The sequence below is a fragment of the Mycobacterium sp. NPDC050441 genome, from assembly GCF_040655355.1.
Classification (GTDB): Bacteria; Actinomycetota; Actinomycetes; order Mycobacteriales; family Mycobacteriaceae; genus Mycobacterium.
The window spans coordinates 161,190-183,300 of sequence record NZ_JBFAJS010000004.1 but is presented as its reverse complement, the minus strand read 5'-3'; the positions used below and the strand labels follow the sequence as shown (position 1 = coordinate 183,300).

Sequence of the window (22,111 nt, the reverse complement as noted above, 5' to 3'; positions counted from 1 at the left end):
ATGAGGCAGGATGCCCCACGAGCCTAACGTAGCTGCACGTCCAGGAGAGACAGCGATGGACCAACCTGATCGGTCCCCTTGGCGCTTCGGCGTACCGGTGGTCTGCCTGGCCGCCGGACTGCTGCTGGCCGCTACCCACGGGGTCTCCGGTGGTGACGAGATTCGCCGCAGCGACGCACCCCGGCTCGTCGACCTGGTGCGTGAGGCCCAGCAGTCCGTCGACCGGCTGACGGCCCAGCGCGATTCCCTGGCCACCGAGATCGACAGTCATCACGGCGGTTCACCCAGCTCACACGCGGCGCTCGAGGCCATCACCCGGCGTTCGGCGCAGTTGGCCGTCGACGCAGGCACGGTGCCCATGCGCGGGCCGGGCCTGGTGGTCACGCTCAACGACGCCCAGCGCGACGCCCAGGGCCGCTTCCCGCGCGATGCCTCCCCCGACGACCTCGTGGTGCACCAACAGGACATCCAGGCCGTCCTGAATGCTCTCTGGAGTGCCGGTGCCGAGGGCATCCAGATGCAGGACCAACGCATCATCGCGACCTCGGCGCCCCGCTGCGTCGGCAACACCCTGCTGCTCAACGGCCGCACCTACAGCCCGCCGTACGTCATCACCGCGATCGGCGATGCCCCGGCCATGCAGGCCGCCCTGGCCGCCGCCCCGTACGTCACGCTCTACAAGCAGTACGTGGTGCGCTTCGGATTGGGCTATGTCGAGGAGCCTCGCGGCGAGGTCGAGCTGACGGGGCACACCGAGCCGGTGCGGATGCGCTACGCGAAACCCGCGGGCCCCGTCGGCTATTAATCTCGGTTTTCGGGGCCGGTAGCCTAAGTCAATGCAGGTTCTGGTCGTCGACAACTATGACAGCTTCGTGTTCAACCTGGTCCAGTACCTCGGTCAGCTCGGGGTGGACGCGCAGGTCTGGCGCAACGACGATCAGCGCCTGGCCACCGACGCCGACCTCGCCACGGTAGCCGCCGATTTCGACGGCGTGCTTTTGAGCCCGGGTCCCGGCACCCCCGAGCGAGCCGGTGCGACGATCCCGCTGGTCCACGCGTGCGCTGCGGCCCGCACTCCCCTACTGGGCGTCTGCCTCGGGCACCAGGCCATCGGGGTGGCGTTCGGCGGCACCGTCGACCGCGCACCCGAACTGCTGCACGGCAAGACCAGCGTCGTGCACCACTCCGGCGCCGGGGTGCTCAAAGGTCTCCCGGACCCGTTCACCGCAACCCGCTACCACTCGCTGACGATCCTGCCCGAGACCGTGCCCGATGAGCTCGAGGTGATCGGGCACACCGACAGCGACGTCATCATGGCCGTGCGCCACCGCGAGCTGCCGATCCACGGTGTGCAGTTCCACCCGGAGTCGATCCTGACCCAGGGCGGGCACCGCATGCTGGCCAACTGGCTGGACGTGTGCGGTGCCGCCCCGGAAGAGCACCTGGTGGCCGCCCTCGAGGCCGAGGTGGCCCGCGCCGTGGCGGCCGCTACGACGCGAAGCTCAGCGTGACCTTCGCCCCGAAGTTCACCGCGCTGCCCGCCGGCGGACTCTGGGTGACGACGGCGTTGGTGCGCTGACCGCTGTCGCGGATGTCAGGCCCCTTGTCCAGTACCCCGGTCCAGCCGAGAGAGGTCAGTCGCGGATAGACGTCGTCCCAGACCTGGCCGACCAGGTTGGGCATGATGAACTGGTTGCCCTTGGACACGTGGATCTGAATCGGGGTGTCCTTGGGCACCGACGTGCCGGCGGGCGGTTCGGTACCGACCACCTGGCCCGCGGGCGCGGTGTTGTCGACCTCGATGACCACCGTGTTGGTGAAGCCCGACGCGGTCAGAATCTGCTTGCACACATCGACGCTCTGGCCCTTGCAATCGGGAACCGCGGTGTCCTCCGGGCCCGAACCGACCACGAGCGTGATCTCGTAGATGATGCCCGCGGTCTGATTGGCCGGTGGGTTCGTGGCGAGCACGCGGCCCTTCTGATCCGGAGTCGACGGGCTCGCCGACTCCTTGACCTTCTCGAACCCGGCGTCCTTGAGCTTCTGCCTGGCCTGGCTCGGAGTCAGCCCGGCCACATCGGGCACCTGAGCCTGCTCGGGTCCGCGGGAGACGTTCACGGTGATCTCGTCCCCGGCGGCCGCCATGCTGTTGGCCCCCGGATCGGTGCTGATGACGTACCCCGGCCGAACCTGGTTGTCCGGCTTGTCTTCGGTGCGGGTCTTGAACCCGCGGTTCTGCAGCGTGGCGACGGCATCGGCCGAACGCTGACTGCTCACGTCGGGCACCTGCACATCGCGGGGCTTGCCGTCGAACATGTTGATCGCGACCGTCACGACCACGGTCAGCACCGCCAGCACCGCGACTGCGATCAGCCAACGGGCCACCGAGGCATTGCGATCGGCCGGACGGGGCACCACCAGGTTCTGGGTGGCCGCACCGCCGCCCTGGGTCAGCATCGGCCCGGAGTTCATCATCGACGTCCGCTCGGACTCGGTGAACACCTTCGGGGCCTCGGGGGCCTCGCCGCTGTGCACCCGGATCAGATCGGTGCGCATATCGGCCGCGGTCTGATAGCGGTTGTCCGGATTCTTGGCGAGGGCCTTGAGCACCACGGCGTCGAGTTCCGGTGAGATGCCGGTGTGGCGGCTCGACGGCGGGACGGGGTCCTCGCGGACATGCTGATAAGCCACCGCGACCGGCGAATCACCAATGAAAGGTGGTTCGCCCGTGAGGATTTCGTAGAGCACGCAGCCCAGCGAGTAGACGTCGGAGCGGGCGTCGACGGTTTCACCGCGGGCCTGCTCGGGCGAGAGGTACTGGGCGGTGCCGATCACCGCAGCGGTCTGCGTGACGCTGTTGCCGGTATCGGCCAGGGCTCGCGCGATGCCGAAGTCCATCACCTTCACAGCATTGGCCTTGCTGATCATGATGTTGGCCGGCTTGACGTCGCGGTGCACGATGCCGTGCTGGTGGCTGAAGTTCAGCGCCTGGCAGGCATCGGCGATGATCTCGATCGCCCGCCGCGGCGGGATCGGACCCTCGGTGTGCACGATGTCGCGCAGCGTCACACCGTCGACGTACTCCATGACGATGTAGGGCAGCGGTCCGTTGGGTGTCTCGGCCTCGCCGGTGTCGTACACCGCCACGATGGCGGGATGGTTCAGCGCGGCTGCGTTCTGCGCTTCACGGCGGAAGCGCAGGTAGAAGCTGGGGTCGCGGGCCAGATCGGCACGCAGGACCTTGACCGCGACATCGCGGTGCAACCGTGTATCGCGTGCGATGTGAACTTCGGACATGCCGCCGAAGCCGAGGATTTCACCGAGTTCATATCGGTCAGAGAGGTGCTGAGGCGTCGTCATCGCAGTATCTGTTCTGGTGCTTTCGGGACCACCTCAGCGGTGGCTCCCCTTGGCACGATCGCGTGGAATGCCAGGTCCGGCAACGCTGCCGGCGTTTGGAAGGGCGTTGTCTGGGTCACCGTGTCGGTGACCGTGGGCGGCGGTGACTGCTGCTGATCCTTGCGGTCCTGCGCGTTGAGCACGATCAGGATGGCAATCACGATAGCGAGCGCGCCGAGTACCCCGGCGGCCCACAGCAGTGCCCGTTGACCCGACGAGAACGTGCGCCGCGGAGCCGGCGCGGGCCGGTGCGCGGCCGTGGTCGGCCTGGCGCGGGTGGCGGTCACCGGGGTGCGGCCGGTGAGCTCGGCTGCGGCGCGGGCCTGTGCGGCCGAGGGAACCGCGGCCGGAGCGGCCCGACCGAGCGTCGGAGCCTGGTTCGGACGCGGAGGACGACGGCCGGAACGCACTGCGGCGACCGCGTCGGCGAACGGACCACCCGACTTGTAGCGCATCCCCGGGTTCTTCACCAGGGTGATCTCGATCAGCTCGCGCACGTTGGGCGGCAGATCGGCGGGCAGCGGCGGCGGAGTCTCCTTGATGTGCTTCATCGCGACCGTCAGCGCACCGTCACCGGTGAACGGGCGCTTACCCGAAACCGATTCGTAGCCAACGACTCCCAGCGCATACACGTCGCTGGCGGCGGTGGCATCGTGGCCAAGGGCCTGCTCCGGTGCGATGTACTGGGCGGTGCCCATCACCATGCCGGTCTGGGTGACCGGGGCGGCGTCGACGGCCTTGGCGATGCCGAAGTCGGTCAGCTTCACCTGGCCGGTCGGCGTGATCAGGATGTTGCCGGGCTTGACGTCGCGGTGCACGAGGCCGGCGGTGTGCGCCACCTGCAGGGCGCGTCCGGTCTGCTCGAGCATGTCCAGGGCGTGGCGTAGCGACAGCCGCCCGGTGCGCTTGATCACCGAGTTCAAGGGCTCGCCGTTGACGAGCTCCATCACCAGGTACGCGGTGCGGCCCTCGCCGTCGATATCGGTCTCGCCGTAGTCGTACACGCTGGCGATGCCCGGGTGGTTGAGCATGGCCACCGTGCGGGCCTCGGCCCGGAACCGCTCGACGAACTCCGCGTCCGTCGAGAACTCAGCCTTGAGTACCTTGACCGCGACACGTCGGCCGAGCCGGGAGTCGACAGCCTCCCAGACCTGACCCATGCCGCCCGTGGCGATCAGCCGCTGCAGCCGGTAGCGCCCGGACAGCGTGACTCCAACGCGAGGGCTCATGGCTCGACTCCCAGTCGTTCCGGTCCTCGCTCGTCCCTCGCTGCGATCCTCACTCCGGGTCGCCTTCGCGGACTCATGAACCCTCCCGCAGCGCCGCCGCTATCGTGGCGCGTCCGATCGGGGCGGCGAGTGCGCCGCCGGTGGCCGACAGCCGGTCCCCGCCGTCCTCGATCAACACCGAGACCGCGACCTTGGGGTCGCTGGCCGGTGCGAATGCGATGTACCAGGCATGCGGCGGAGTGTTACGGGGATCCGTCCCGTGCTCTGCCGTACCGGTCTTAGAAGCGATCTGCACGCCGGCGATGGCTCCCTTCTGCTGAGTCACCTGCTCGGCGGCGACCATCAAGTCCGTAAGTGTAGCTGCGACCTGGGGTGACACCGCCCGGCGCTCTTGGGCGGGCGCAGTGGTGGCGATCGTGGTCAGGTCGGGTCCTTTTAGGCTATCCACAAGATACGGGCGCATGGCGATGCCGTCATTGGCAATGGTGGCGGCCACCTGCGCGTTCTGCAGGGGCGTCAACGCGACATCACGCTGCCCGATACTGGACATACCCAGTGCAGCCGCGTCCGCAATCGGCCCGGTGGTCGATTCGGCCACCTGCAGCGGAATGGTCGGAGGTGGTTCGTCGAGGCCGAAGGCCTGGGCGGTGGACTTGAGTTTGTCGGCGCCGGTGTTGAGGCCCAGCTGAACGAAAGCGGTGTTGCACGATTTGGCGAACGCCTCGCGCAGTGACGCGGTGGGGCCGGGACCGCATGAGGACCCGCCGAAGTTCTCCAGCGTCGCGGTGCTGTCCGGCAGCGGGATCCGCGGTGCCGCCGTGAGCTGGGTATCGGGGGTGGCGCCGGCCTGCAGGGCCGCTGCCGTGGTGATCACCTTGAACGTCGAGCCCGGCGGGTAGGTCTCCGAGATGGCGCGGTTGAGCAGCGGGGACTGCTCGTTGTCGCGCAACTGCTGCCAGGTCTGGCTCTGGGCGTTGAGGTCGTGTGTGGCCAACTGGTTGGGGTCGTACGACGGAGACGACGCCATGGCAAGGATCTTGCCTGTCGACGGTTCCAGGGCCACCACAGAGCCCTTGCAGGGGCCACCGCTGCAGCCCTGCTGCAGCGCATCCCAGGCCGCCTGCTGCACCTGCGGATTGATCGTGGTGTCGACGTTGCCGCCGCGCGGGTCGCGGCCGGTGAAGAAATCGGCCAGCCGGCGGCCGAAGAGGCGTTCGTCGGAGCCGTTGAGAATGGTGTCCTCGGCCCGCTCCAGCCCGGTGCTGGAATAGCCCAGCGAGTAGAACCCGGTGATCGGGGCGTAGACCTCGGGATTGGGATAGGTGCGCAGAAAGCGGAACCGGCCGTCGGTGGCCACCGAATAGGCCAGCAGCTGGCCGCCCGCGGTGATCTGGCCCCGCTGGCGCGAATACTCGTCGAGCAGCACCCGCTGATTGCGCGGGTCCGCACGCAATCCGTCCGCGGTGAAGACCTGGGTGATCGTGGCGTTGGCCAACAGCAGCACGATCAGCACCATGATCGTGACTGCAACCCGGCGCAGGGAGGTGTTCATACCTTCTCGATCACCTCGGTGCTGGCCGCGGCGATGGGGGTGGGGTTCGGCGCCGGTGTCGTCGTGATCGGCCGGCGCGCGGAGTGGGAGATGCGTACCAGGATCGCCAGCAGGATGTAGTTGGCCAGCAGCGAGGATCCCCCGTAGGACATCCACGGGGTGGTCAGACCGGTCAAGGGGATCAACTTGGTGACGCCACCGACAACGATGAAGAGCTGGATGGCCAGGGTCGCGGCCAGCCCGGCGGCCAGCAGCTTGCCGAAGCTGTCGCGCACCGCGATCGCGGTCCGCATCCCGCGGATGATGAAGATCGTGTAGAGCATGAGAACGCCTGCGAGCCCGACCAATCCGAGCTCTTCGCCGATCGCGGCGATGATGAAGTCGGTGGCTGCGGCGGGCACCGTTCCGGGTTGTCCATTGCCCAGACCGGTGCCGAAGATACCGCCGGTGGCGAAGCTGAACAGGGACTGCACCATCTGGTAGCCGGCGCCGTCAGGATCGGCGAACGGGTCGAGCCAGGTCTCCACCCGCACCCGGACGTGGCCGAAAACTTGGTATGCCACAACGCTTCCCGCGGCGAACAGGGCAAGCCCGATCACCACCCAGCTCAGGCGCTCGGTAGCCACATAGACGAGCACCAGAAACGATGCGTACAGCAGAAGTGAAGTGCCCAAATCTTTTTCGAAAACCATCACGCCCACCGAGGCGGCCCAGGCCAGCAGCAGGGGAGCCAGGTCGCGGGGCCGCGGCAGGTCGAGTCCGAAGAAATGTTTCCCCGCACTGGTGAACAGATCGCGCTTGGCCACCAGCACCGCGGCGAAGAAGATCAGCAGCAGGATCTTGGAGAACTCGGCGGGCTGAATCGAGAAGCCGGGGAACTGGATCCAGATCTTGGCGCCGTACTGTTCGGAGTACCTCGCCGGCAGCAACGCCGGAATGACAAGCAGCACAAGGCCGGTCAGCGCACAGATGTACCCGTACCGGGCCAGCATGCGGTGATCGGTCAACAACGCGACCACGACGGAGAAGCCGATCACGCCGACCAGCAGCCACATCATCTGCTGGTTGGCGGTGCCGCCGAGCCCGTCGGTTGCCGTTTCACCCTTGGCCAGGTCCAGCCGGTGGATCATCACCAGGCCCAGCCCATTGAGCAACGCCACCACCGGGAGCAGCAGCGGGTCGGCGTAGGGCGCGAACCGCCGGACTGACAGGTGTGCGACGCCCATCAGGGCGATGAAGGCGACGACGTAGCCGACCAGGTCCCAGCTCAGACCCTGCTCCTGGTTGGCCTCGACGATCAGTAGCGCGATGGTGGTGATGAAGGCTGCGAACCCCAGAAGCAGAAGTTCCGCGTTGCGCCGATTGGGTAGCGGCGGCATGACGGTAACCGGCGACTGGGGCTGAGTCGTCATGACACGGCCCGGCAGTTCTTCCCCGGTTCTTGTGGTGGGGGCGGCAATGCGGTGACCGTCGGCGACGGTGTCGGTAGAACCGGGGCCGGGACAACGGCGGTCCCGGGAGCCCCGGGCGCCGGGGATTCAGGCGCGGGTGTCTCTGGCGCCGGCGTCTCCGCGCCGGGTGCGGGAGGCGGTGCCGGCGCAGCACCGGGCGACGGTGACGGTGACGGACTGGGCGGTGGGGTGGTCTTCGATGTCGTCGGCGCGGTGCGCGGTGCACACACCGGCAGGACGGAGCCGTGGGCCATGTCGTTGATCTGCTTGATGGCCTCGTCCTGCGTGCCACCGGGCAGGCCCGCGGTCACCGAGGTGCGCTCGGACGGACGCAGGTCGTTGACCGCCATCAACCGGCAGTCGAGACGGCTCCGGTCCTGATCGACGCTGATCAGCGACAGTTCGTTGCGGGCGTTGAGGCAGCCCAGGCGGTACGGCTCCTGTAAGGACATCCCCAGAAACGAGCCCTGTACCCCGCGCATGATCGACACCGTGCCGTCATGCTCGGCGACGTAGTAGTTGTTGCGGATGATCTCCCGGCCGATCGCCAGCCCGCCGATGAGCACCAGCACGAGCAGCACCGCGGCGATGAGCACCCGGCGTCGCGACCGCGGCTTGCGGTCGGGCTCGGCCGGCTGGGGAACCACTCGCTTGGGCTCGTTGCGACGCGGGTTGAACGCCGAAGCCCGTCCGGCAGCCGTGTCCGGCGGCGCGGTCTGGTCGTCGTCCCCGGACACCGCGCCGGCCAGGATCGGCTGGGTCTGCCCGTAGTCGTAGTCGACGACGTCGGCGACCACGACGGTCACGTTGTCCGGCCCGCCGCCGCGCAGCGCCAACTCGATCAATCGGTCGGCGCTCTCGGCGACGTCCTCGATCTGGAGGGCTTCGTGGATGGTCTCGTGGCTGACCGGATCGGACAGACCGTCCGAGCAGAGCATGTAGCGATCGCCGGCCTTGGCCTCGCGCACGATCAGCGTCGGCTCGACCTCGTGGCCGGTCAGGGCCCGCATGATCAGCGAGCGCTGCGGATGGCTGTGCGCCTCCTCGGCGGTGATCCGGCCTTCGTCGACCAGGGTCTGGACGAAGGTGTCGTCCTTGGTGATCTGGGTGAGCTCACCATCGCGGAGCAGGTAGCCCCGGGAATCGCCGATGTGGAGCAGGCCGAGCCGGTTGCCTGCGAACAGGATCGCGGTGAGCGTGGTGCCCATACCCTCGAGTTCGGGATCGGCCTCCACGTGGGCCGCGATCGCGGCATTGCCTTGGGCGACAGCCGTGTTGAGCTTGCCCAGCAGGTCGCCGCCGGGCTCGTCGTCGTCGAGGTGCGCGAGCGCCGCGATGACCAACTGTGAGGCCACTTCACCCGCGGCGTGGCCGCCCATGCCGTCGGCCAGCGCCAGCAACCGCGCCCCGGCGTACACCGAGTCCTCGTTGTTGGCGCGAACCAGCCCGCGATCACTGCGCGCGGCGTATCGGAGTACGAGGGTCATGGTGTTTCTCGTGCTCCTCGCATGCGCGCGGTCACGGGCGCAACTCGATTACCGTCTTACCGATTCGGACCGGCGTCCCGATCGAAACCCTTACCGCTGTTGTCACCTTCGCCCTGTCAAGGTATGTGCCGTTGGTCGATCCTAGGTCCTCGACGTACCACTCCGAACCTCGTGGCGAGAGCCGGGCGTGGCGCGTCGAAGCGTAATCATCGGTGAGCACCAGAGTGGAATCGTCGGCGCGGCCGATCAGCACCGGCTGGGCACCCAACGTGATGCGGGTACCGGCCAGCGCGCCCTCGGTGACCACCAATTGCCGCGCGATATGACGTCGGTCTCGACTCGGTAGCAGTGAGCCCCGGAGAGCCAACCCCCGGCGCACCATCACCGCGCCAGTGGGCGCATAGATATCGGTCCGCAGGATGCGCAGCACCGACCAGATGAACAGCCACAACAGCAGGAGGAATCCGACACGCGTCAGTTGCAGCACTAACCCCTGCATCTGACGTCCTCTCCGTATCCGCCCCACTGGTATCGCTCAGCTACCGTCGGCAACGTCACGATACTTGGGCGGCGTTCGCCGTGAGGGCGAAGCGGGGTGCTTGCCACTCAGGTGTGTCCGGTCTCGCCAGGCTCAGTGCACGCGCACGATGATCTCGGAATGGCCCAGCCGGATCACGTCGCCGTCGGCCAACTGCCACTCCTGCACCGGTGCGTTGTTCACCGTGGTGCCGTTGGTGGAGTTGAGGTCTGACAGCAACGCGACCTGACCGTCCCACCGGATCTCGAGATGCCGGCGTGACACCCCGGTATCGGGCAGACGGAACTGGGCGTCCTGACCGCGACCGATCACATTGGCGCCTTCGCGGAGCTGGTAGGTGCGGCCACTGCCGTCGTCGAGCTGCAGGGTTACCGCGGCGCCGCCTGCGGCATAGTCACCGCCGCCGTAGCCGCCCGGCTGCGCGCCGTAACCGGGCTGGGCACCTTGTGGTGCGCCGTAGTCGCCACCGCCGTAGCCGCCCGGCTCGCCGTAGCCCGGCTCCGCGTAACCGCCGCCCTGCGGGGGCTCGGCGTAGCCGCGACCGTAATCCGGCTGCTGGCCGTAGTCCTGGCGTCCGTAGGCCTGACCGCCGCCGCCGGCGGCGTAGCCACCCTGCTCGGGGTAACCGCCCTGCTCGGGGTAACCGCCACCTTGGCGGGGATCCTGACGTCCGTAGTCCTGGTCGCCGCCGCCGTAGCCGGGCTGACCACCCTGCGCGGGCGGGGGAGCCTGGGGCGGCTGGCCGTAGCCGCCACCCTGCTGGCCGCCGTAGCCGCGGTCATAACCGCCGCCCTGCTGACCGCCGTAGCCGGCGGGCGGGCGCTGCTGCTCGTAGGACTGCGGAGGGTAGCCACCCTGGTCCGGGTAGCCACCTTGATCGGGGTACCCACCTTGATCGGGGTAGCCGCCCTGCTCCGGGTACCCACCCTGGTCTGGGTAGGCACCCCGGTCGCCGTATCCGCCGCGCTGAGGCGGGTAGCCGGCCTGATCCTGAGGGGGGTAACCGCCCTGCTCCGGCGGGTACTGCCCGCCACGGGGATCATCCTGAGGGTGGCCGTAACGGTCGTCGTAATAGTCGTCGCCGGGCCGCCCTTGTCCCTGGCCGCCGCGGTAATTCGGGTTATCGGTCATAGGTGGTTCTCCTGATTCTGCGGTGAACGCATGGTCGCCTTGGGCTTGCGCGGATTCGCCAGCGGTCGAATCGGGGTTAACCGCGCCATGTGCGCGGAACTGTCCGGTGTGCAGGTTCGGTGATTGCTCGAATCTAACGACCACATCACCATACGTTTGCCACCCCTGATCACGAATGAATCCCCCCAGATGTTTGGCGAACGCGGTCGAGGTCAGGTCAGTATCGGCGCTTACCTTCTTATAGTCAGTGCCACTGAGCGTAATTACGTAGTCGTTCGGCGCCAAAACTTGTCCACCGGCCACGGTACGGGCTCGGGACTCGGCTTCCCGGTACAACGCCGTCTCTACTTCCTGGGGCACTATCGAGCCGCCGAAGACCCGGGCGAACGCATCGCCGACGGTCGACTCGAGTTTGCGTTCGATGCGGTCGACCAGACCCATGTCACCGCCCGCCTTTTCTCGTTGTCGTACGTCGCCTCGGCACGGCCACCCGTGCTACCGCGTGTCGCTCTGGCCACACTGCTCACAAGCATGGTATCGGCCTAGTGCCGTAATGCGGGACCAACAGAACTCTGAGAATCCGATCGATGCAGGTCAGTGACCTGATCTAGATGAGGTTAAGGATTCTCTGACAGCCTGATGGCCGCCCGATCGGCCCGCTGATCGGGCGGTTTGGGAACGGCGCGCTCGCAGTGTTACGCTGCCTCGGTCATTCGGGCGAGTGGCGGAATGGCAGACGCGCTGGCTTCAGGTGCCAGTGTCCTTCGGGACGTGGGGGTTCAAGTCCCCCTTCGCCCACAGAGAGCGGTTCTACGAACTGCCGACGCAAAGGTCACGAACCAGAAATGGTTCGTGACCTTTGTGTTTGGTGGGCAGTGCTGGAGTGAACCTCCCGGCGCCTGGGCTGCGGGATATCGAGTTCCAAGTCCCGTCTGGATGGTGCTTTTTACGGAGACGTCCCGATGCGCCAAGTCGATCCTCAGCGTTGTGCGCCACTTGTCGGCTCGGTCCTATATACAGTTCCGTTCAGTTCGGGACGATGAATTGAGGGGGCCTCCGCCGTGATCACCGGTGAGTTGAAGAGCAAGGTCGACCGGGTCTGGGACGCGTTCTGGTCCGGCGGCATCTCCAACCCACTGGAGGTCATTGAGCAGATCACCTACTTGTTGTTCATTCGACGCCTCGATGACCTAGAGACTCTGGAGGAGCGCAAAGCTCGACTCGGGGCAGCCGGTGAGCTCCGTTTCGGTTTAGACCAACAAGAGCTCCGGTGGTCGCGGTTCAAGAACCAGGAGCCGGCCGTCATGTTTGCGACGGTCGGGGAGAACGTGTTCCCGTTCCTGCGGACCCTTGGCGGCGACGGCTCAACCTATGGCGAGCACATGAAAGATGCCCGGTTCACCATCCCGACGCCGCAACTGCTTTCAAGGGTGGTTGATCTGCTCGACGAGATTCCGATGAACGACCGCGACACCAACGGCGATCTCTACGAGTACCTGTTGTCCAAGATCGCGAGCGCCGGCGTCAACGGTCAATTCCGCACGCCTCGCCACATCATCAAGTTGATGGTCGAAATCATGGCGCCACAACCAACAGACGAGATCTGCGACCCCGCTTCCGGCACCGCGGGCTTTCTCGTGGCGGCGTCCGAGTACATCCGCGAACAGCATCCTGGCGTGCTGACCGATGCCGTACAGCGAAAACACTTTCACTCCAGCATGTTCCACGGCTATGACTTCGACAACACCATGCTGCGGATAGCCAGCATGAATATGCTCATGCACGGCATCGAATCGCCGGACATCCGCTACCGGGACTCATTGTCTGAGGGCGCTTCCGAGGACGCGGAAAGGTACACGCTGATCCTCGCGAATCCACCCTTCGCGGGGTCGCTCGACCACGAGTCGACGTCGAAGGACTTGCAGCGGGTGGTCAAAACTAAGAAGACCGAACTGTTGTTCGTGGCGCTGTTCCTCAAGCTGTTAAAGCCGGGCGGTCGAGCTGCTGTGATCGTCCCCGACGGAGTTTTGTTCGGGTCCTCGAAGGCGCACAAGGATCTTCGGCGAATGCTGGTCGAGGACCAGAAGCTTGACGGAGTCGTGAAGCTACCGCCCGGCGTGTTCAAACCATACGCGGGCGTATCGACGGCGATCTTGCTGTTCACAAAGACCAACTCCGGCGGTACCGACCACGTGTGGTTTTACGACGTCGCCGCCGACGGGTTCTCGCTCGATGACAAGCGGAACCCGGTCGAAGCCAATGATCTCCCAGACGCGTTGTCTCGCTGGCGCGAGCGAACCGGCGCTGAGCTTGAGCGGGCACGCACCGACCAGTCCTTCTGCGTATCGAAGGACGATATCGTTGCGCAGGGGTACGACCTGTCGCTGAACCGGTTCAAGGAAGTCGTTCACGACGATCTCGAGCCCCGGCCGCCGCTGGAGATCATCGCCGAGATCGAAAAGCTCGAAGGTGAAATCACTTCGGGGCTTGCGGACTTGAAGGCGATGCTGTCGTGAAGTCGGTGGTATTAGGTGACGTGGTTGCGGTGCGCTCGTCACTGGTTGACCCGAGAGAGGACAAGTACTCAGTACTTCCGCATATTGCGCCAGACACGATTGAGCGCGGCACGGGCCGGTTGTTCCCCTACAAGACAATCGGGGAGTCCGGCGTCCAGAGTGGGAAGTATCGGTTCGAGGCGGGCGACGTTCTCTACTCGAAGATCCGCCCGAACCTGAACAAGGTGGCGCTTGTCAACTTCGAGGGACTTTGTAGCGCGGATATGTATGCGTTAGAAGTTGATTCAATGAAAACTAGCGCCGCGTTCCTTCAGCATCTCTTGCGAAGTCCTCTATTCGTTAATTATGCGACAAACCTGTCGAGTCGGGCAAACATACCCAAGCTGAATCGTGTCCAACTTCTGCGATTCCCGTTTGACCTTCCGCCGCTCGGTGAGCAGCGACGTATCGCCGAAATTCTTGATCGTGCAGATGCATTACGAGAAATGCGTAATGAAGTGGTAGCACAGTTCGAGAACCTAGCCGAAGCCGTTTTCAACTCGGCGTTTGGCACCGAACTTCGCAATCCAACGACGACGCTCGGCGAGGTCGCTGATATCGCATCTGGTATCACGAAGGGCCGCAAGACTGCCGAGCCGACAAGATTGACCCCGTATCTGGCAGTTGCGAATGTTCAGGCGGGACATCTCAATCTCGGACAGGTGAAGGAAATTGAGGCTACAGACCGGGAGATTGAACGGTATGCCCTCGCCGCGGGCGACATCGTACTTACCGAAGGTGGGGATCCCGATAAGCTCGGCCGTGGCACCGTATGGCGGGAGGAACTGCCTCTGTGCCTCCACCAGAATCACATCTTCCGAGTGCGTATGCGGGACGATCAGCTGCGTCCAGACTATCTGTCAGCATACTTGGCGAGTAACCCCGCCAAGAGCTATTTCTTGCGGTCCGCGAAGCAGACCACAGGCATAGCTTCCATCAACATGTCCCAGCTTCGGGGCACGCCGATATACGTTCCATCGCAGAGCGAGCAGGAACGCTACAGCACCGGTATCAATGAAATTCGTTCGCTGCAACGAACGGCAGTGTCTAAAGCAGCCTCTCTGGATGAACTCTTCGCCTCCCTCCAATCACGCGCGTTCGCCAGTCAGCTGTAGGTAGTTAGCGTGTCGAACTTCGCCTTCTTGCAAGCCGTCGCCTGGCCGGATATGCATGCCGACTGTGCACGCGCGGAGAGCTACGCCCTTAGCGATCCACGCTCAGCGTGTTTCTATAGCCGACGCACTGTTGAGATTCTGGTCGACTATCTGTACGACGTTCTGGCGCTGCACACTCCGTACAAGAATGATCTGGCCGCCAAGATCAACGACGCGCCTTTCAAATCGAAGGTTGGCGTCGGGATCGCGACCAAGCTGAATCTGATTCGCAAGCTTGGCAACACCGCTGTCCACGAGGCTCAGCCGATCCCGCCACGGGTGGCGTTGGATGCGCTTCGCGAACTACACCACGTCATGCTGTGGGCGGCATTCCGGTATTCGACTCAGCCGCAAGCAGTTCCGATGAAGGCCGCCTTCGACCCGAGGATCGCCGCCAAAGCCGCGCCGCTGACGCGGCAAGAAGTCGCCCAACTCGCCGCGAAGTTCGCCGCTCAGGACGAAGCCCATGCCAAGGCGCTGGCGGAGAAGGACGAGCTGGCCGCGCAGAAGGACGCCGAGATCGCGGCCTTGCGCGAGGCGGTCAAGCAGATCCAAGCCACCAACCAGCAGACCGACGACCGGGACTACAACGAGGCCGACACCCGAGACCGGTTCATCGACGTCATGCTCGCCGAAGCAGGCTGGCCCCTGACAGACACCAAGGACCGCGAGTACCCGGTCACCGGCATGCCCAATGACGACGGCAAGGGGTTCGTCGACTACGTCTTGTGGGGTGCAGACGGTCTCCCGTTGGGGATCGTGGAGGCAAAACGGACGACCAAAAGCCCGCAGGTCGGCCAGCAGCAGGCCAAGCTGTACGCGGACTGCCTGGAGAAGATGACAGGGCGTCGGCCGGTCATCTTCTACACCAACGGTTTCGAGCACTGGATCTGGGATGACACCGGCGGCTACCCTCCGCGGGAAATCCAGGGTTTCTACACCCGGGACGAGCTGGAGCTCCTAATCCAGCGCCGCGACACCCGCAAGCCGTTGACAGACATGCCCATCGACTCGGCCATCGTAGAACGGCACTATCAACACCGTGCGATCCGCGCGATCGACGACGCGTTCACCGCCAAGGAACGCGAAGCCCTACTAGTGATGGCCACCGGATCGGGGAAGACCCGCACCGTCATCGCGCTGGTGAAGCAGCTGATGGAAGCCAACTGGGTCAAACGGGTCCTCTTCCTCGCAGACCGCACCGCTCTGGTCACGCAAGCCGCCAACGCGTTCAAGGCACACCTGCCCGATGCCACCACCGTGAACCTGGTGACCGAGAAGATCACCGACGGCCGGGTCTACGTGAGCACATATCCGACGATGATGAACCTCATCAACGACACTGATTCGGGGATTAGGAAATTCGGGCCCGGCTACTTCGATCTCGTCATAATCGACGAAGCCCACCGGTCTATCTACCAGAAGTACCGGGCCATCTTCGAGTGGTTCGACTCGCTGCTGGTCGGGTTGACCGCCACGCCGAAGGACGAAGTTGACCACAACACTTACCGACTGTTCCACCTCGAAGACGGCGTACCCACGGATGCCTACAGCCTGGATGATGCCGTTAAAGAAGGCTTCCTGGTCCCCGCGGTCGGGATCTCCGTCGGCACCAAGTTCCTGCGCCAAGGGATCCGCTACACCGATCTGACCGACGAGGAGAAGGACGACTGGGATGCTCTCGATTGGGGCGAGGACGTTGATCCGCCCGATGAGGTAGGCGCTGACGAGATCAACCGGTTCCTGTTTAACGAGGATACCGTCGACAAGGTACTCGCCGAGCTGATGAGTAAGGGCCACCGTGTCGCCGAAGGTGATCGGCTCGGCAAGACCATCATCTTCGCCAAGAACCAGGCGCACGCCGAGTTCATTGCGCGACGCTTCGACATCCAGTATCCGCAGTACGCCGGAACATTCGCCCGCGTGATCACCCACAGCACTGCGTATGCCCAGTCGTTAATCGACGACTTCTCCGTGACCGATAAGGCTCCGCACATCGCTATCTCGGTCGACATGCTCGACACCGGTATCGACGTTCCCGACGTCGTCAACCTCGTCTTCTTCAAGCTAGTCCGGTCCAAGACGAAATTCTGGCAGATGATCGGCCGCGGTACCCGTCTGCGTCCCGACCTCTTCGGCCCCGGCAAGGACAAGCAGAACTTCTACGTCTTCGACTTCTGCGGCAACCTCGAGTTCTTCAGCCAGGACCTGCCCGGATCGGAAGGCTCGTTTCAGAAGTCATTGAACCAGCGGCTGTTCGAAACGCGCCTCGGGCTGATCACCGCGATCGACCACGCGTGGCCGCCCTCGGAGCCAGAACCCGAAGAGGGGCAGGGCACCGAAACCGAACGAGGATTGCGGGTCGATGTTGCATGGTCGCTCCATCGGGCCGTCACGGGAATGAACCTGGACAACTTTCTGGTGCGACCCCACCGCAGGTTAGTCGAGCAATACTCGCAATGGCCGGCGTGGACATCGTTGACGCTGGACATCGCCGGCGATGTAGCCGAACACCTCGCCGGACTGCCATCAGCCCACAAGGACGATGACGAGGACGCCAAGCGTTTCGACATGCTCGTTCTACGCCGACAACTAGCCCAACTTGAAGGCGACGCTGTCGCGGCTGAACGGCTACGCGAACAGATCCAGAACATCGCGACCGGCCTGCTGAGCCAGACAGCGATCCCGTCGGTGAAGGCACAAGAGGTGCTTCTCGAAGAGGTGGGGGGGGAGGAGTGGTGGGTCGACGTCACTCTGCCGATGCTCGAATCCGTGCGGCGCAAGTTACGCGGTTTGCTCCGGTTCCTGGAGAAGGTTAAGCGGAATCAGGTCTATACCGACTTCGCCGACGAACTCAGCGAAGCCACCCTCGTTGATCTCCCAGGGATCACGCCCGGCACCAATTGGGAACGCTTTCAGGCCAAGGCCCGCGCCTATCTCAGACAGCACCAGGATCACGTTGCGCTGCAGAGGTTACGACGAAATAAACCCTTGACCCCCGACGACCTCGCTTCGTTGGAGCAGATGCTCATCGAGAGCGGTACGGGAGAGCAAGCCGATATCGAGCTCGCCAAGGAGCAGTCGCATGGCCTGGGGTTGTTCGTGCGGTCGCTGGTCGGGCTGGACCGCGAGGCCGCCGCCGAAGCCTTCGGCGTGTACCTGGACGGCACTCGATTCAATGCCGACCAGATCCGCTTCGTGAACCTCATTGTCACCGAACTGACAGCCAACGGCTTCATGGAACCCGTGCGGCTCTACGAGTCGCCATACATCGACCACGCACCTACAGGTCCCGACGACGTGTTCGGCCAGGCGGATGTCGACAATATTGTGGCCATCCTGAATGCCGTGCGGGACAACGCAGCTCCTAAAGACGGCGCTGCGTAGGACTTAAACATGACTCTCAATTTTGGGATCATTCAGCCGGCATGGGAGTGGATGGTGCACGATGGCGAGACCTCAGCGGTGGGAACTCCTTCTGCGAGCGTCACAGCAGGAGGCGCTGCTGGCGGTCAGCCTGTTCAATGATCCTGGCCGTGAACGAGCGCTTGAGGGCTTCATCGTCCACATGCACATCGCCTGGACGTGCGGCAGACCCGGGCGTCAGATTGCACCAAGCGATTCAGATTGCACCAAGCGATACAGCTGACGTGTGGTCGGCGTTGTCGGCTCGGATGTGGCCGTGTCGGCGGGTGCGGTACGGCCCGGGCGAGGGTGTCGGTTACTCGTTGGGTATCGGCACGGCTGGTGTCGCGAGGTCGGTGACGTCGTCGGCGACCTGGACACGTGTGGCGCCGGTGTCAAGCCAAAGAGTGCCCCGCGGGGGTTTGGTGCTTGTGGGGGTGACGAGTGCTGTCTGACCGCCAGCAAGTGCGCGTGATGCGAGTACATCAGCTGGGTCGGCACGAATCCATTCGTCTTGGTCCAGCTTCCATGTTGTGACGGTGCTGCGGCTGCTGGCGTCCGAGCCACAGGGGCGTGTGGCAAGGGCGATATGGAGTGCGCGATCTGTATCCCACCACATGGTCGACGCGGTGGCGACGCTGTCGATCGAGCTTGGAAGCGCTGGAGATGAAAACTGGCCGGTCTGTGTATCAATCACGCCGACACCGCTTTTAGGGCATGCCGCCCGAATCGGACTCTGATAAGCAAATTCTCGTCCATCGGGGCTGGGCACAGTGATTTGAATGGGATGGGCGGTCTCTGGCGAGGGCCCTAGACTCTCGAACGTCTGGTTGCGATCCATCCGTATCAGTTCCTCGCTCCCGTCTGAACCGTCCGGTCGAGCGAAGACCGCGATCCCGTCGGCCATGCTGAGCAGCCGGGTGTTCTCGGGATTGCCTCCTGGCAGACCGATCACTGTGGAGGTCGGAGCCGATGACGGCTGCGAAAGGTCTAGCGAGATCAGTTGGTTGGGGCCTTGCCACCAGGCAATTGTGTCGCCACGATCTGCAAAAACCTGCGTTGCGTGGGCGGCGATGGTCCGCGACGATTCGGCGTCGCGCCCTGTGATCAGGATGGTCCCGTCGTCGGCAGTTGCGGCAACATACTCGCCAGTGGCGGTGAACACCGGATGCCGTGGCGGGCTGGATGTGGCGACTGTGGATATCACGGCACCGTCTCGGACGAGGCTGAGTCCGTTGTCGGTGGTGAATGCGAAAACCGATGGGGCGGCCGTGTTTGGGGCGCCTTTGGCCGCTGAGGTGTTCGGCTCGGCCGGGTGAGTATTTTGTCCGCAACTGGCCAACGATGCCGTGACAATCGCCAGCGCCGCGAGGCGAGCGATACGGGCTGGCCCGCTCAACGACTCAGCACCTTCACGGCGTGATTGAAGTACTCGAGACGATCCGGATATCCGGTAAGACCTCCATTGACCGCTCGTGTGACCGCCTTGAAATCTCCAGCCTCGGCCGCCTGGTTGAGGGGCACTGAGCTGCCGTCCGGAAGTATGGCTTGGTGGTTGTTCCAGTACCACGTGGCGACTTTGAAGCCGACGTCTGGGCTGGAAGCTAGGTCGGGGTTGTTCACAAGGTCGATCCCCAGCGCCTGTCCTGCAACCTCGTAATTGTGACGGCCGGTGAGTTGAATCGGTCCACGTCCACGAAAGCGGTTCCCATCGCCTGGTTGCGTATTGCCGAGCTGTCCAGAGGAGTTCGTGTACGGACCGTCGACGCCGTCTAATGTCTTCGGGGGAAAGGTGACGCCGGCGTACTCGGGGCCGTACATCTTGGTGCACTCTTCCTCGCTGCGGTTTTCTGTCCAGAACTTTAGTTCGCCGGATTCCACCGCGAAGGTTGCCAGAAATGCTGCGCGTGCCTCCGGTGACGTCATCCCAGCTGCCCTCATCGCGTCGCTAAGTGGCCCTGCATAGCGCGCCGTATCGGATGCCGGCAGTGTGGGGAAAATTTCGCTGAGTTGCTCGGCAGTGACAAGAGGTTGCTGCGAGGGCGCGGGTTGGGTATCGGGCAGTGGCCTGCCGTCTTCGTCGAGTTGTTCATCACCCACCGCGGCGCGCATCGCGGAGGCGAGTTCTTCATCGACCCGGTCGGCATCGGTCATGATCTCGGCAACTGTCAACCCGTTGCCCGTCTTCGCCTGTTGGGCAAGGGTCTTCTTCACGTCGGGATTGCTTTCCCAGCCGGGCTGGATCTTCAGAGTGCCGTCGTCGGCGACATCGATATGGCGCTGTTGTAAGTAGTTCACCACTGTCTTCATCCGATTTCGGACGTTCTCGACGTCGTGTTCGGCACGTGCGACGGCTTTTGCCACCTGTGCCGATTCGTGTCCGTCGGCGTCGATATCTGCCCGGCGCCGGCCCATCGCGTCGTGAAATGCTTCGCCGGCTTCGCCGCTCCAATCAGCGACCGTGTTTTGGGTCCGCTGCAGATTGGCACCGAAATTGGCGAACGTGTTCTCCCGGTCCTTGGCGATCCGGAATACGTCGTAGATCGCCGCCGGATCCCAATTCAAGATCGTCGAAACGGTCAGCGGAGCCACTCACAAACCCATCTGGTCCGGCGAGATGGAACAAGCCGTACGGGTGACAGCTTCGCTGGAATCATCGTCTGTCACAACATAGTTGAGGGCAGCATTGGACATGTTCTCACCCAATGAACGGGTCTGTTCCAAGTGTGTGACATGACGGGCCTGCCACCGTTCTGTCAGCTCCGACAGCGCGGACGCCGACGAACCCACCCAACGGGACCCAGCTTCAGCTAAGCCGTTGTCATGGGTATTGAGCGCCTGGTGGGCGTCGTGTGCATGATCGATCGTGTCCTTGGCTGACGCGGCCAGCACATGCGTGTCTACGCGCAATGACTCTGACATGGATGCTCCTCCCCCGAGCTTGCTGTCAGCGTAAGCCCTCCATTGCGAGCATTCCGCCGCCATTTGCTCACTACCCCATCGCCTCGGGTGTTCAGCAGCCCGCACATCGCTACTGGACTTTGTTGCCGCCAGCGTGGTCTCGACACCGCAGCATCAGAAATCGTGAGCGACCGAGAGTGTCCGGGCCCTGTCCTCTCCACCGGGCGCACGTCGGGTCGCTGTTCGGCAGGGCTTCTTAGCTCGCACGTTTGAGAGCGTTCAGTGCCACTTGCTTGGCGGTGTCGGCACAGTTCCCGCCGACGGGTCCGTTCAGTCGCACAGTGACTACGGGGGTGGACGGCACCAGACCGGGCGCCCCAGTTCCGATCTGGACCGGCTCGACATCAAGGTTGGCCTTGGCGATAACGAGACAGCCGGGAGCCAGGTACGAAGTGAAGTCAAACAATGCGACGCCGTCTTGCTCGTCGCGTCCGGGGTCTTCACCCCAGGGCATCTTGAGAATGTCGTCGGACCAGTTGACGAGGCCGTATTTGACCACGGCACTCGCGGGGCCGTTGTCGGTCTCGTTCAATTGGAGATTGCACACCCCGGGGTGCCGCCATGTTGTTGGCCACTGAGCGGTGGGGTTGGGTTCCTTCCAGATGAAGCCTGTCGCGGGTAGGTCCGCTGCAGCCGGACACGGATCGCCGGAGAGAAACCGTGCGACAGGCGCGGTCTGTGCAGAATGCACCGGGACACCGGTGTGCTCGATACGTGCAGCGATCGCCTCGGTGACCGATTCGGTCGCTGGGCACGCCGAGTTGTCCTCGGTGTTCGGCGTGTTGTCGGCAATGTTCACCGGCGCTATTTCGAGCATGGGGTCGCGCATCGACGGGGGTGCGCCTGCCAGGCTGGTCAGGGGAAGTGTGACGCGAAGCGTGCATGCGGCAGCGGCTTGTCTCGTGACGCCTGGGTGTTCGGGGTCGGGGCTGAACTGTGCGTCGTTCCACCGCGGCTGTCCCGGCAAAACCTGAAGCGCGAGAACAGCTTTCGCAGACGGTAAGGCGATGTTGCACCCGTAGCCACCGAGTGGGGCAATCGGCGAGTTCCCGCTGGATTCAATCGACGGGACGGCCGTATAGGTGTAGCTGAAATCTGGATGGCCGCTGGTGGCCAGGGTTTGTTGATCGACGAAACCACAGGGGTCGATCTGACGGAGGGCGTGCAGTTCGGCGAGGTGATCTCGGTCGACCTGTGCCGGATTGAGCCCATAGGTGTCCACCGTCGCGGGAAAGAAGACGCCTGACTG

The 22,111-nt window shown here is 64.3% G+C and carries 17 protein-coding genes and 1 tRNA gene; 7 read left to right on the top strand and 11 right to left on the bottom strand.

Annotated elements, in window-relative coordinates; translation table 11 throughout:
* The first annotated feature begins 55 nt into the window (after positions 1-55).
* A complete protein-coding gene (locus AB0I14_RS13730; protein ID WP_358021775.1) occupies positions 56-805 on the top strand; it encodes a DUF881 domain-containing protein in 750 nt (249 codons plus the stop codon).
* 31 nt (positions 806-836) lie between these two features.
* On the top strand, positions 837-1,511 hold the full coding sequence (locus tag AB0I14_RS13725; RefSeq protein ID WP_358021772.1) for an aminodeoxychorismate/anthranilate synthase component II: 675 nt from the start codon (positions 837-839) through the stop codon (positions 1,509-1,511).
* On the opposite strand, the gene pknB is transcribed toward AB0I14_RS13725, so the two are convergent.
* From pknB to AB0I14_RS13690, 7 genes are all read right to left on the bottom strand, one after another.
* Positions 1,489-3,360, bottom strand: coding sequence for a Stk1 family PASTA domain-containing Ser/Thr kinase (pknB, locus tag AB0I14_RS13720; RefSeq protein ID WP_358021770.1), 1,872 nt, complete (start codon positions 3,358-3,360; stop codon positions 1,489-1,491). The genes AB0I14_RS13725 and pknB overlap by 23 nt on opposite strands.
* Complete coding sequence (locus tag AB0I14_RS13715) at positions 3,357-4,628, bottom strand: protein kinase (RefSeq protein WP_358021767.1); 1,272 nt, start codon at positions 4,626-4,628, stop codon at positions 3,357-3,359. Before AB0I14_RS13715 ends, pknB begins: the two co-directional genes overlap by 4 nt.
* 73 nt (positions 4,629-4,701) lie before the next feature.
* Positions 4,702-6,180: a D,D-transpeptidase PbpA gene (gene pbpA, locus AB0I14_RS13710; RefSeq protein ID WP_358021764.1), complete on the bottom strand. Its 1,479-nt coding sequence runs from the start codon at positions 6,178-6,180 to the stop codon at positions 4,702-4,704.
* On the bottom strand, positions 6,177-7,592 hold the full coding sequence (locus AB0I14_RS13705) for an FtsW/RodA/SpoVE family cell cycle protein (protein WP_358021761.1): 1,416 nt from the start codon (positions 7,590-7,592) through the stop codon (positions 6,177-6,179). Before AB0I14_RS13705 ends, pbpA begins: the two co-directional genes overlap by 4 nt.
* Positions 7,589-9,118 (bottom strand): protein phosphatase 2C domain-containing protein, encoded by a 1,530-nt coding sequence (locus AB0I14_RS13700; RefSeq protein WP_358021758.1) that lies wholly within the window; start codon positions 9,116-9,118, stop codon positions 7,589-7,591. The genes AB0I14_RS13705 and AB0I14_RS13700 overlap by 4 nt, the downstream gene beginning before the upstream one ends.
* A gap of 31 nt (positions 9,119-9,149) precedes the next feature.
* Positions 9,150-9,617 (bottom strand): FHA domain-containing protein, encoded by a 468-nt coding sequence (locus AB0I14_RS13695; protein ID WP_029110475.1) that lies wholly within the window; start codon positions 9,615-9,617, stop codon positions 9,150-9,152.
* A gap of 132 nt (positions 9,618-9,749) precedes the next feature.
* Positions 9,750-11,228 (bottom strand): DUF3662 and FHA domain-containing protein, encoded by a 1,479-nt coding sequence (locus AB0I14_RS13690; RefSeq protein ID WP_358021753.1) that lies wholly within the window; start codon positions 11,226-11,228, stop codon positions 9,750-9,752.
* Positions 11,229-11,502: 274 nt separating this feature from the next.
* On the opposite strand from AB0I14_RS13690, the gene AB0I14_RS13685 reads away from it, so the two are divergent.
* The 5 genes from AB0I14_RS13685 to AB0I14_RS13665 all read left to right on the top strand — a co-directional run bounded on the left by AB0I14_RS13685 (position 11,503) and on the right by AB0I14_RS13665 (position 18,145).
* Positions 11,503-11,585: transfer RNA gene (locus tag AB0I14_RS13685), tRNA-Leu, on the top strand.
* Between the two features lie 263 nt (positions 11,586-11,848).
* Positions 11,849-13,303 (top strand): class I SAM-dependent DNA methyltransferase, encoded by a 1,455-nt coding sequence (locus AB0I14_RS13680; protein ID WP_358021751.1) that lies wholly within the window; start codon positions 11,849-11,851, stop codon positions 13,301-13,303.
* Entirely contained in the window at positions 13,300-14,457 is a 1,158-nt protein-coding gene (locus AB0I14_RS13675) for a restriction endonuclease subunit S (protein ID WP_358021748.1), read from the top strand. The genes AB0I14_RS13680 and AB0I14_RS13675 overlap by 4 nt, the downstream gene beginning before the upstream one ends.
* A gap of 9 nt (positions 14,458-14,466) precedes the next feature.
* Entirely contained in the window at positions 14,467-17,883 is a 3,417-nt protein-coding gene (locus AB0I14_RS13670; protein ID WP_358021745.1) for a DEAD/DEAH box helicase family protein, read from the top strand.
* A gap of 61 nt (positions 17,884-17,944) precedes the next feature.
* A complete protein-coding gene (locus AB0I14_RS13665) occupies positions 17,945-18,145 on the top strand; it encodes a DUF3644 domain-containing protein (RefSeq protein ID WP_358021742.1) in 201 nt (66 codons plus the stop codon).
* 72 nt (positions 18,146-18,217) lie between these two features.
* Here AB0I14_RS13665 and AB0I14_RS13660 read toward each other — a convergent pair whose 3' ends face one another.
* From AB0I14_RS13660 to AB0I14_RS13645, 4 genes are all read right to left on the bottom strand, one after another.
* The gene (locus AB0I14_RS13660; protein ID WP_358021740.1) at positions 18,218-19,300 is read right to left on the bottom strand and encodes a hypothetical protein; all 1,083 of its coding nucleotides are present in this window, start codon (positions 19,298-19,300) and stop codon (positions 18,218-18,220) included.
* Complete coding sequence (locus tag AB0I14_RS13655; RefSeq protein ID WP_358021737.1) at positions 19,297-20,493, bottom strand: glycoside hydrolase family 19 protein; 1,197 nt, start codon at positions 20,491-20,493, stop codon at positions 19,297-19,299. Before AB0I14_RS13655 ends, AB0I14_RS13660 begins: the two co-directional genes overlap by 4 nt.
* Positions 20,494-20,823 (bottom strand): WXG100 family type VII secretion target, encoded by a 330-nt coding sequence (locus tag AB0I14_RS13650; protein WP_358021734.1) that lies wholly within the window; start codon positions 20,821-20,823, stop codon positions 20,494-20,496.
* Positions 20,824-21,058: 235 nt separating this feature from the next.
* The gene (locus tag AB0I14_RS13645; RefSeq protein ID WP_358021731.1) at positions 21,059-22,084 is read right to left on the bottom strand and encodes a hypothetical protein; all 1,026 of its coding nucleotides are present in this window, start codon (positions 22,082-22,084) and stop codon (positions 21,059-21,061) included.
* Positions 22,085-22,111 lie beyond the last annotated feature (27 nt).

Bases quoted from the DNA above. Each gene is read 5' to 3' on its own strand.
- AB0I14_RS13715 (WP_358021767.1), bottom strand. From the start codon at position 4,628: ATGAGCCCTCGCGTTGGAGTCACGCTGTCCGGGCGCTACCGGCTGCAG.
- AB0I14_RS13730 (WP_358021775.1), top strand. From the start codon at position 56: ATGGACCAACCTGATCGGTCCCCTTGGCGCTTCGGCGTACCGGTGGTC.
- AB0I14_RS13650 (WP_358021734.1), bottom strand. From the start codon at position 20,823: ATGTCAGAGTCATTGCGCGTAGACACGCATGTGCTGGCCGCGTCAGCC.
- pbpA (WP_358021764.1), bottom strand. From the start codon at position 6,180: ATGAACACCTCCCTGCGCCGGGTTGCAGTCACGATCATGGTGCTGATC.
- AB0I14_RS13695 (WP_029110475.1), bottom strand. From the start codon at position 9,617: ATGCAGGGGTTAGTGCTGCAACTGACGCGTGTCGGATTCCTCCTGCTG.
- AB0I14_RS13705 (WP_358021761.1), bottom strand. From the start codon at position 7,592: ATGACGACTCAGCCCCAGTCGCCGGTTACCGTCATGCCGCCGCTACCC.
- pknB (WP_358021770.1), bottom strand. From the start codon at position 3,360: ATGACGACGCCTCAGCACCTCTCTGACCGATATGAACTCGGTGAAATC.
- AB0I14_RS13665 (WP_358021742.1), top strand. From the start codon at position 17,945: ATGGCGAGACCTCAGCGGTGGGAACTCCTTCTGCGAGCGTCACAGCAG.
- AB0I14_RS13700 (WP_358021758.1), bottom strand. From the start codon at position 9,118: ATGACCCTCGTACTCCGATACGCCGCGCGCAGTGATCGCGGGCTGGTT.
- AB0I14_RS13690 (WP_358021753.1), bottom strand. From the start codon at position 11,228: ATGGGTCTGGTCGACCGCATCGAACGCAAACTCGAGTCGACCGTCGGC.
- AB0I14_RS13725 (WP_358021772.1), top strand. From the start codon at position 837: ATGCAGGTTCTGGTCGTCGACAACTATGACAGCTTCGTGTTCAACCTG.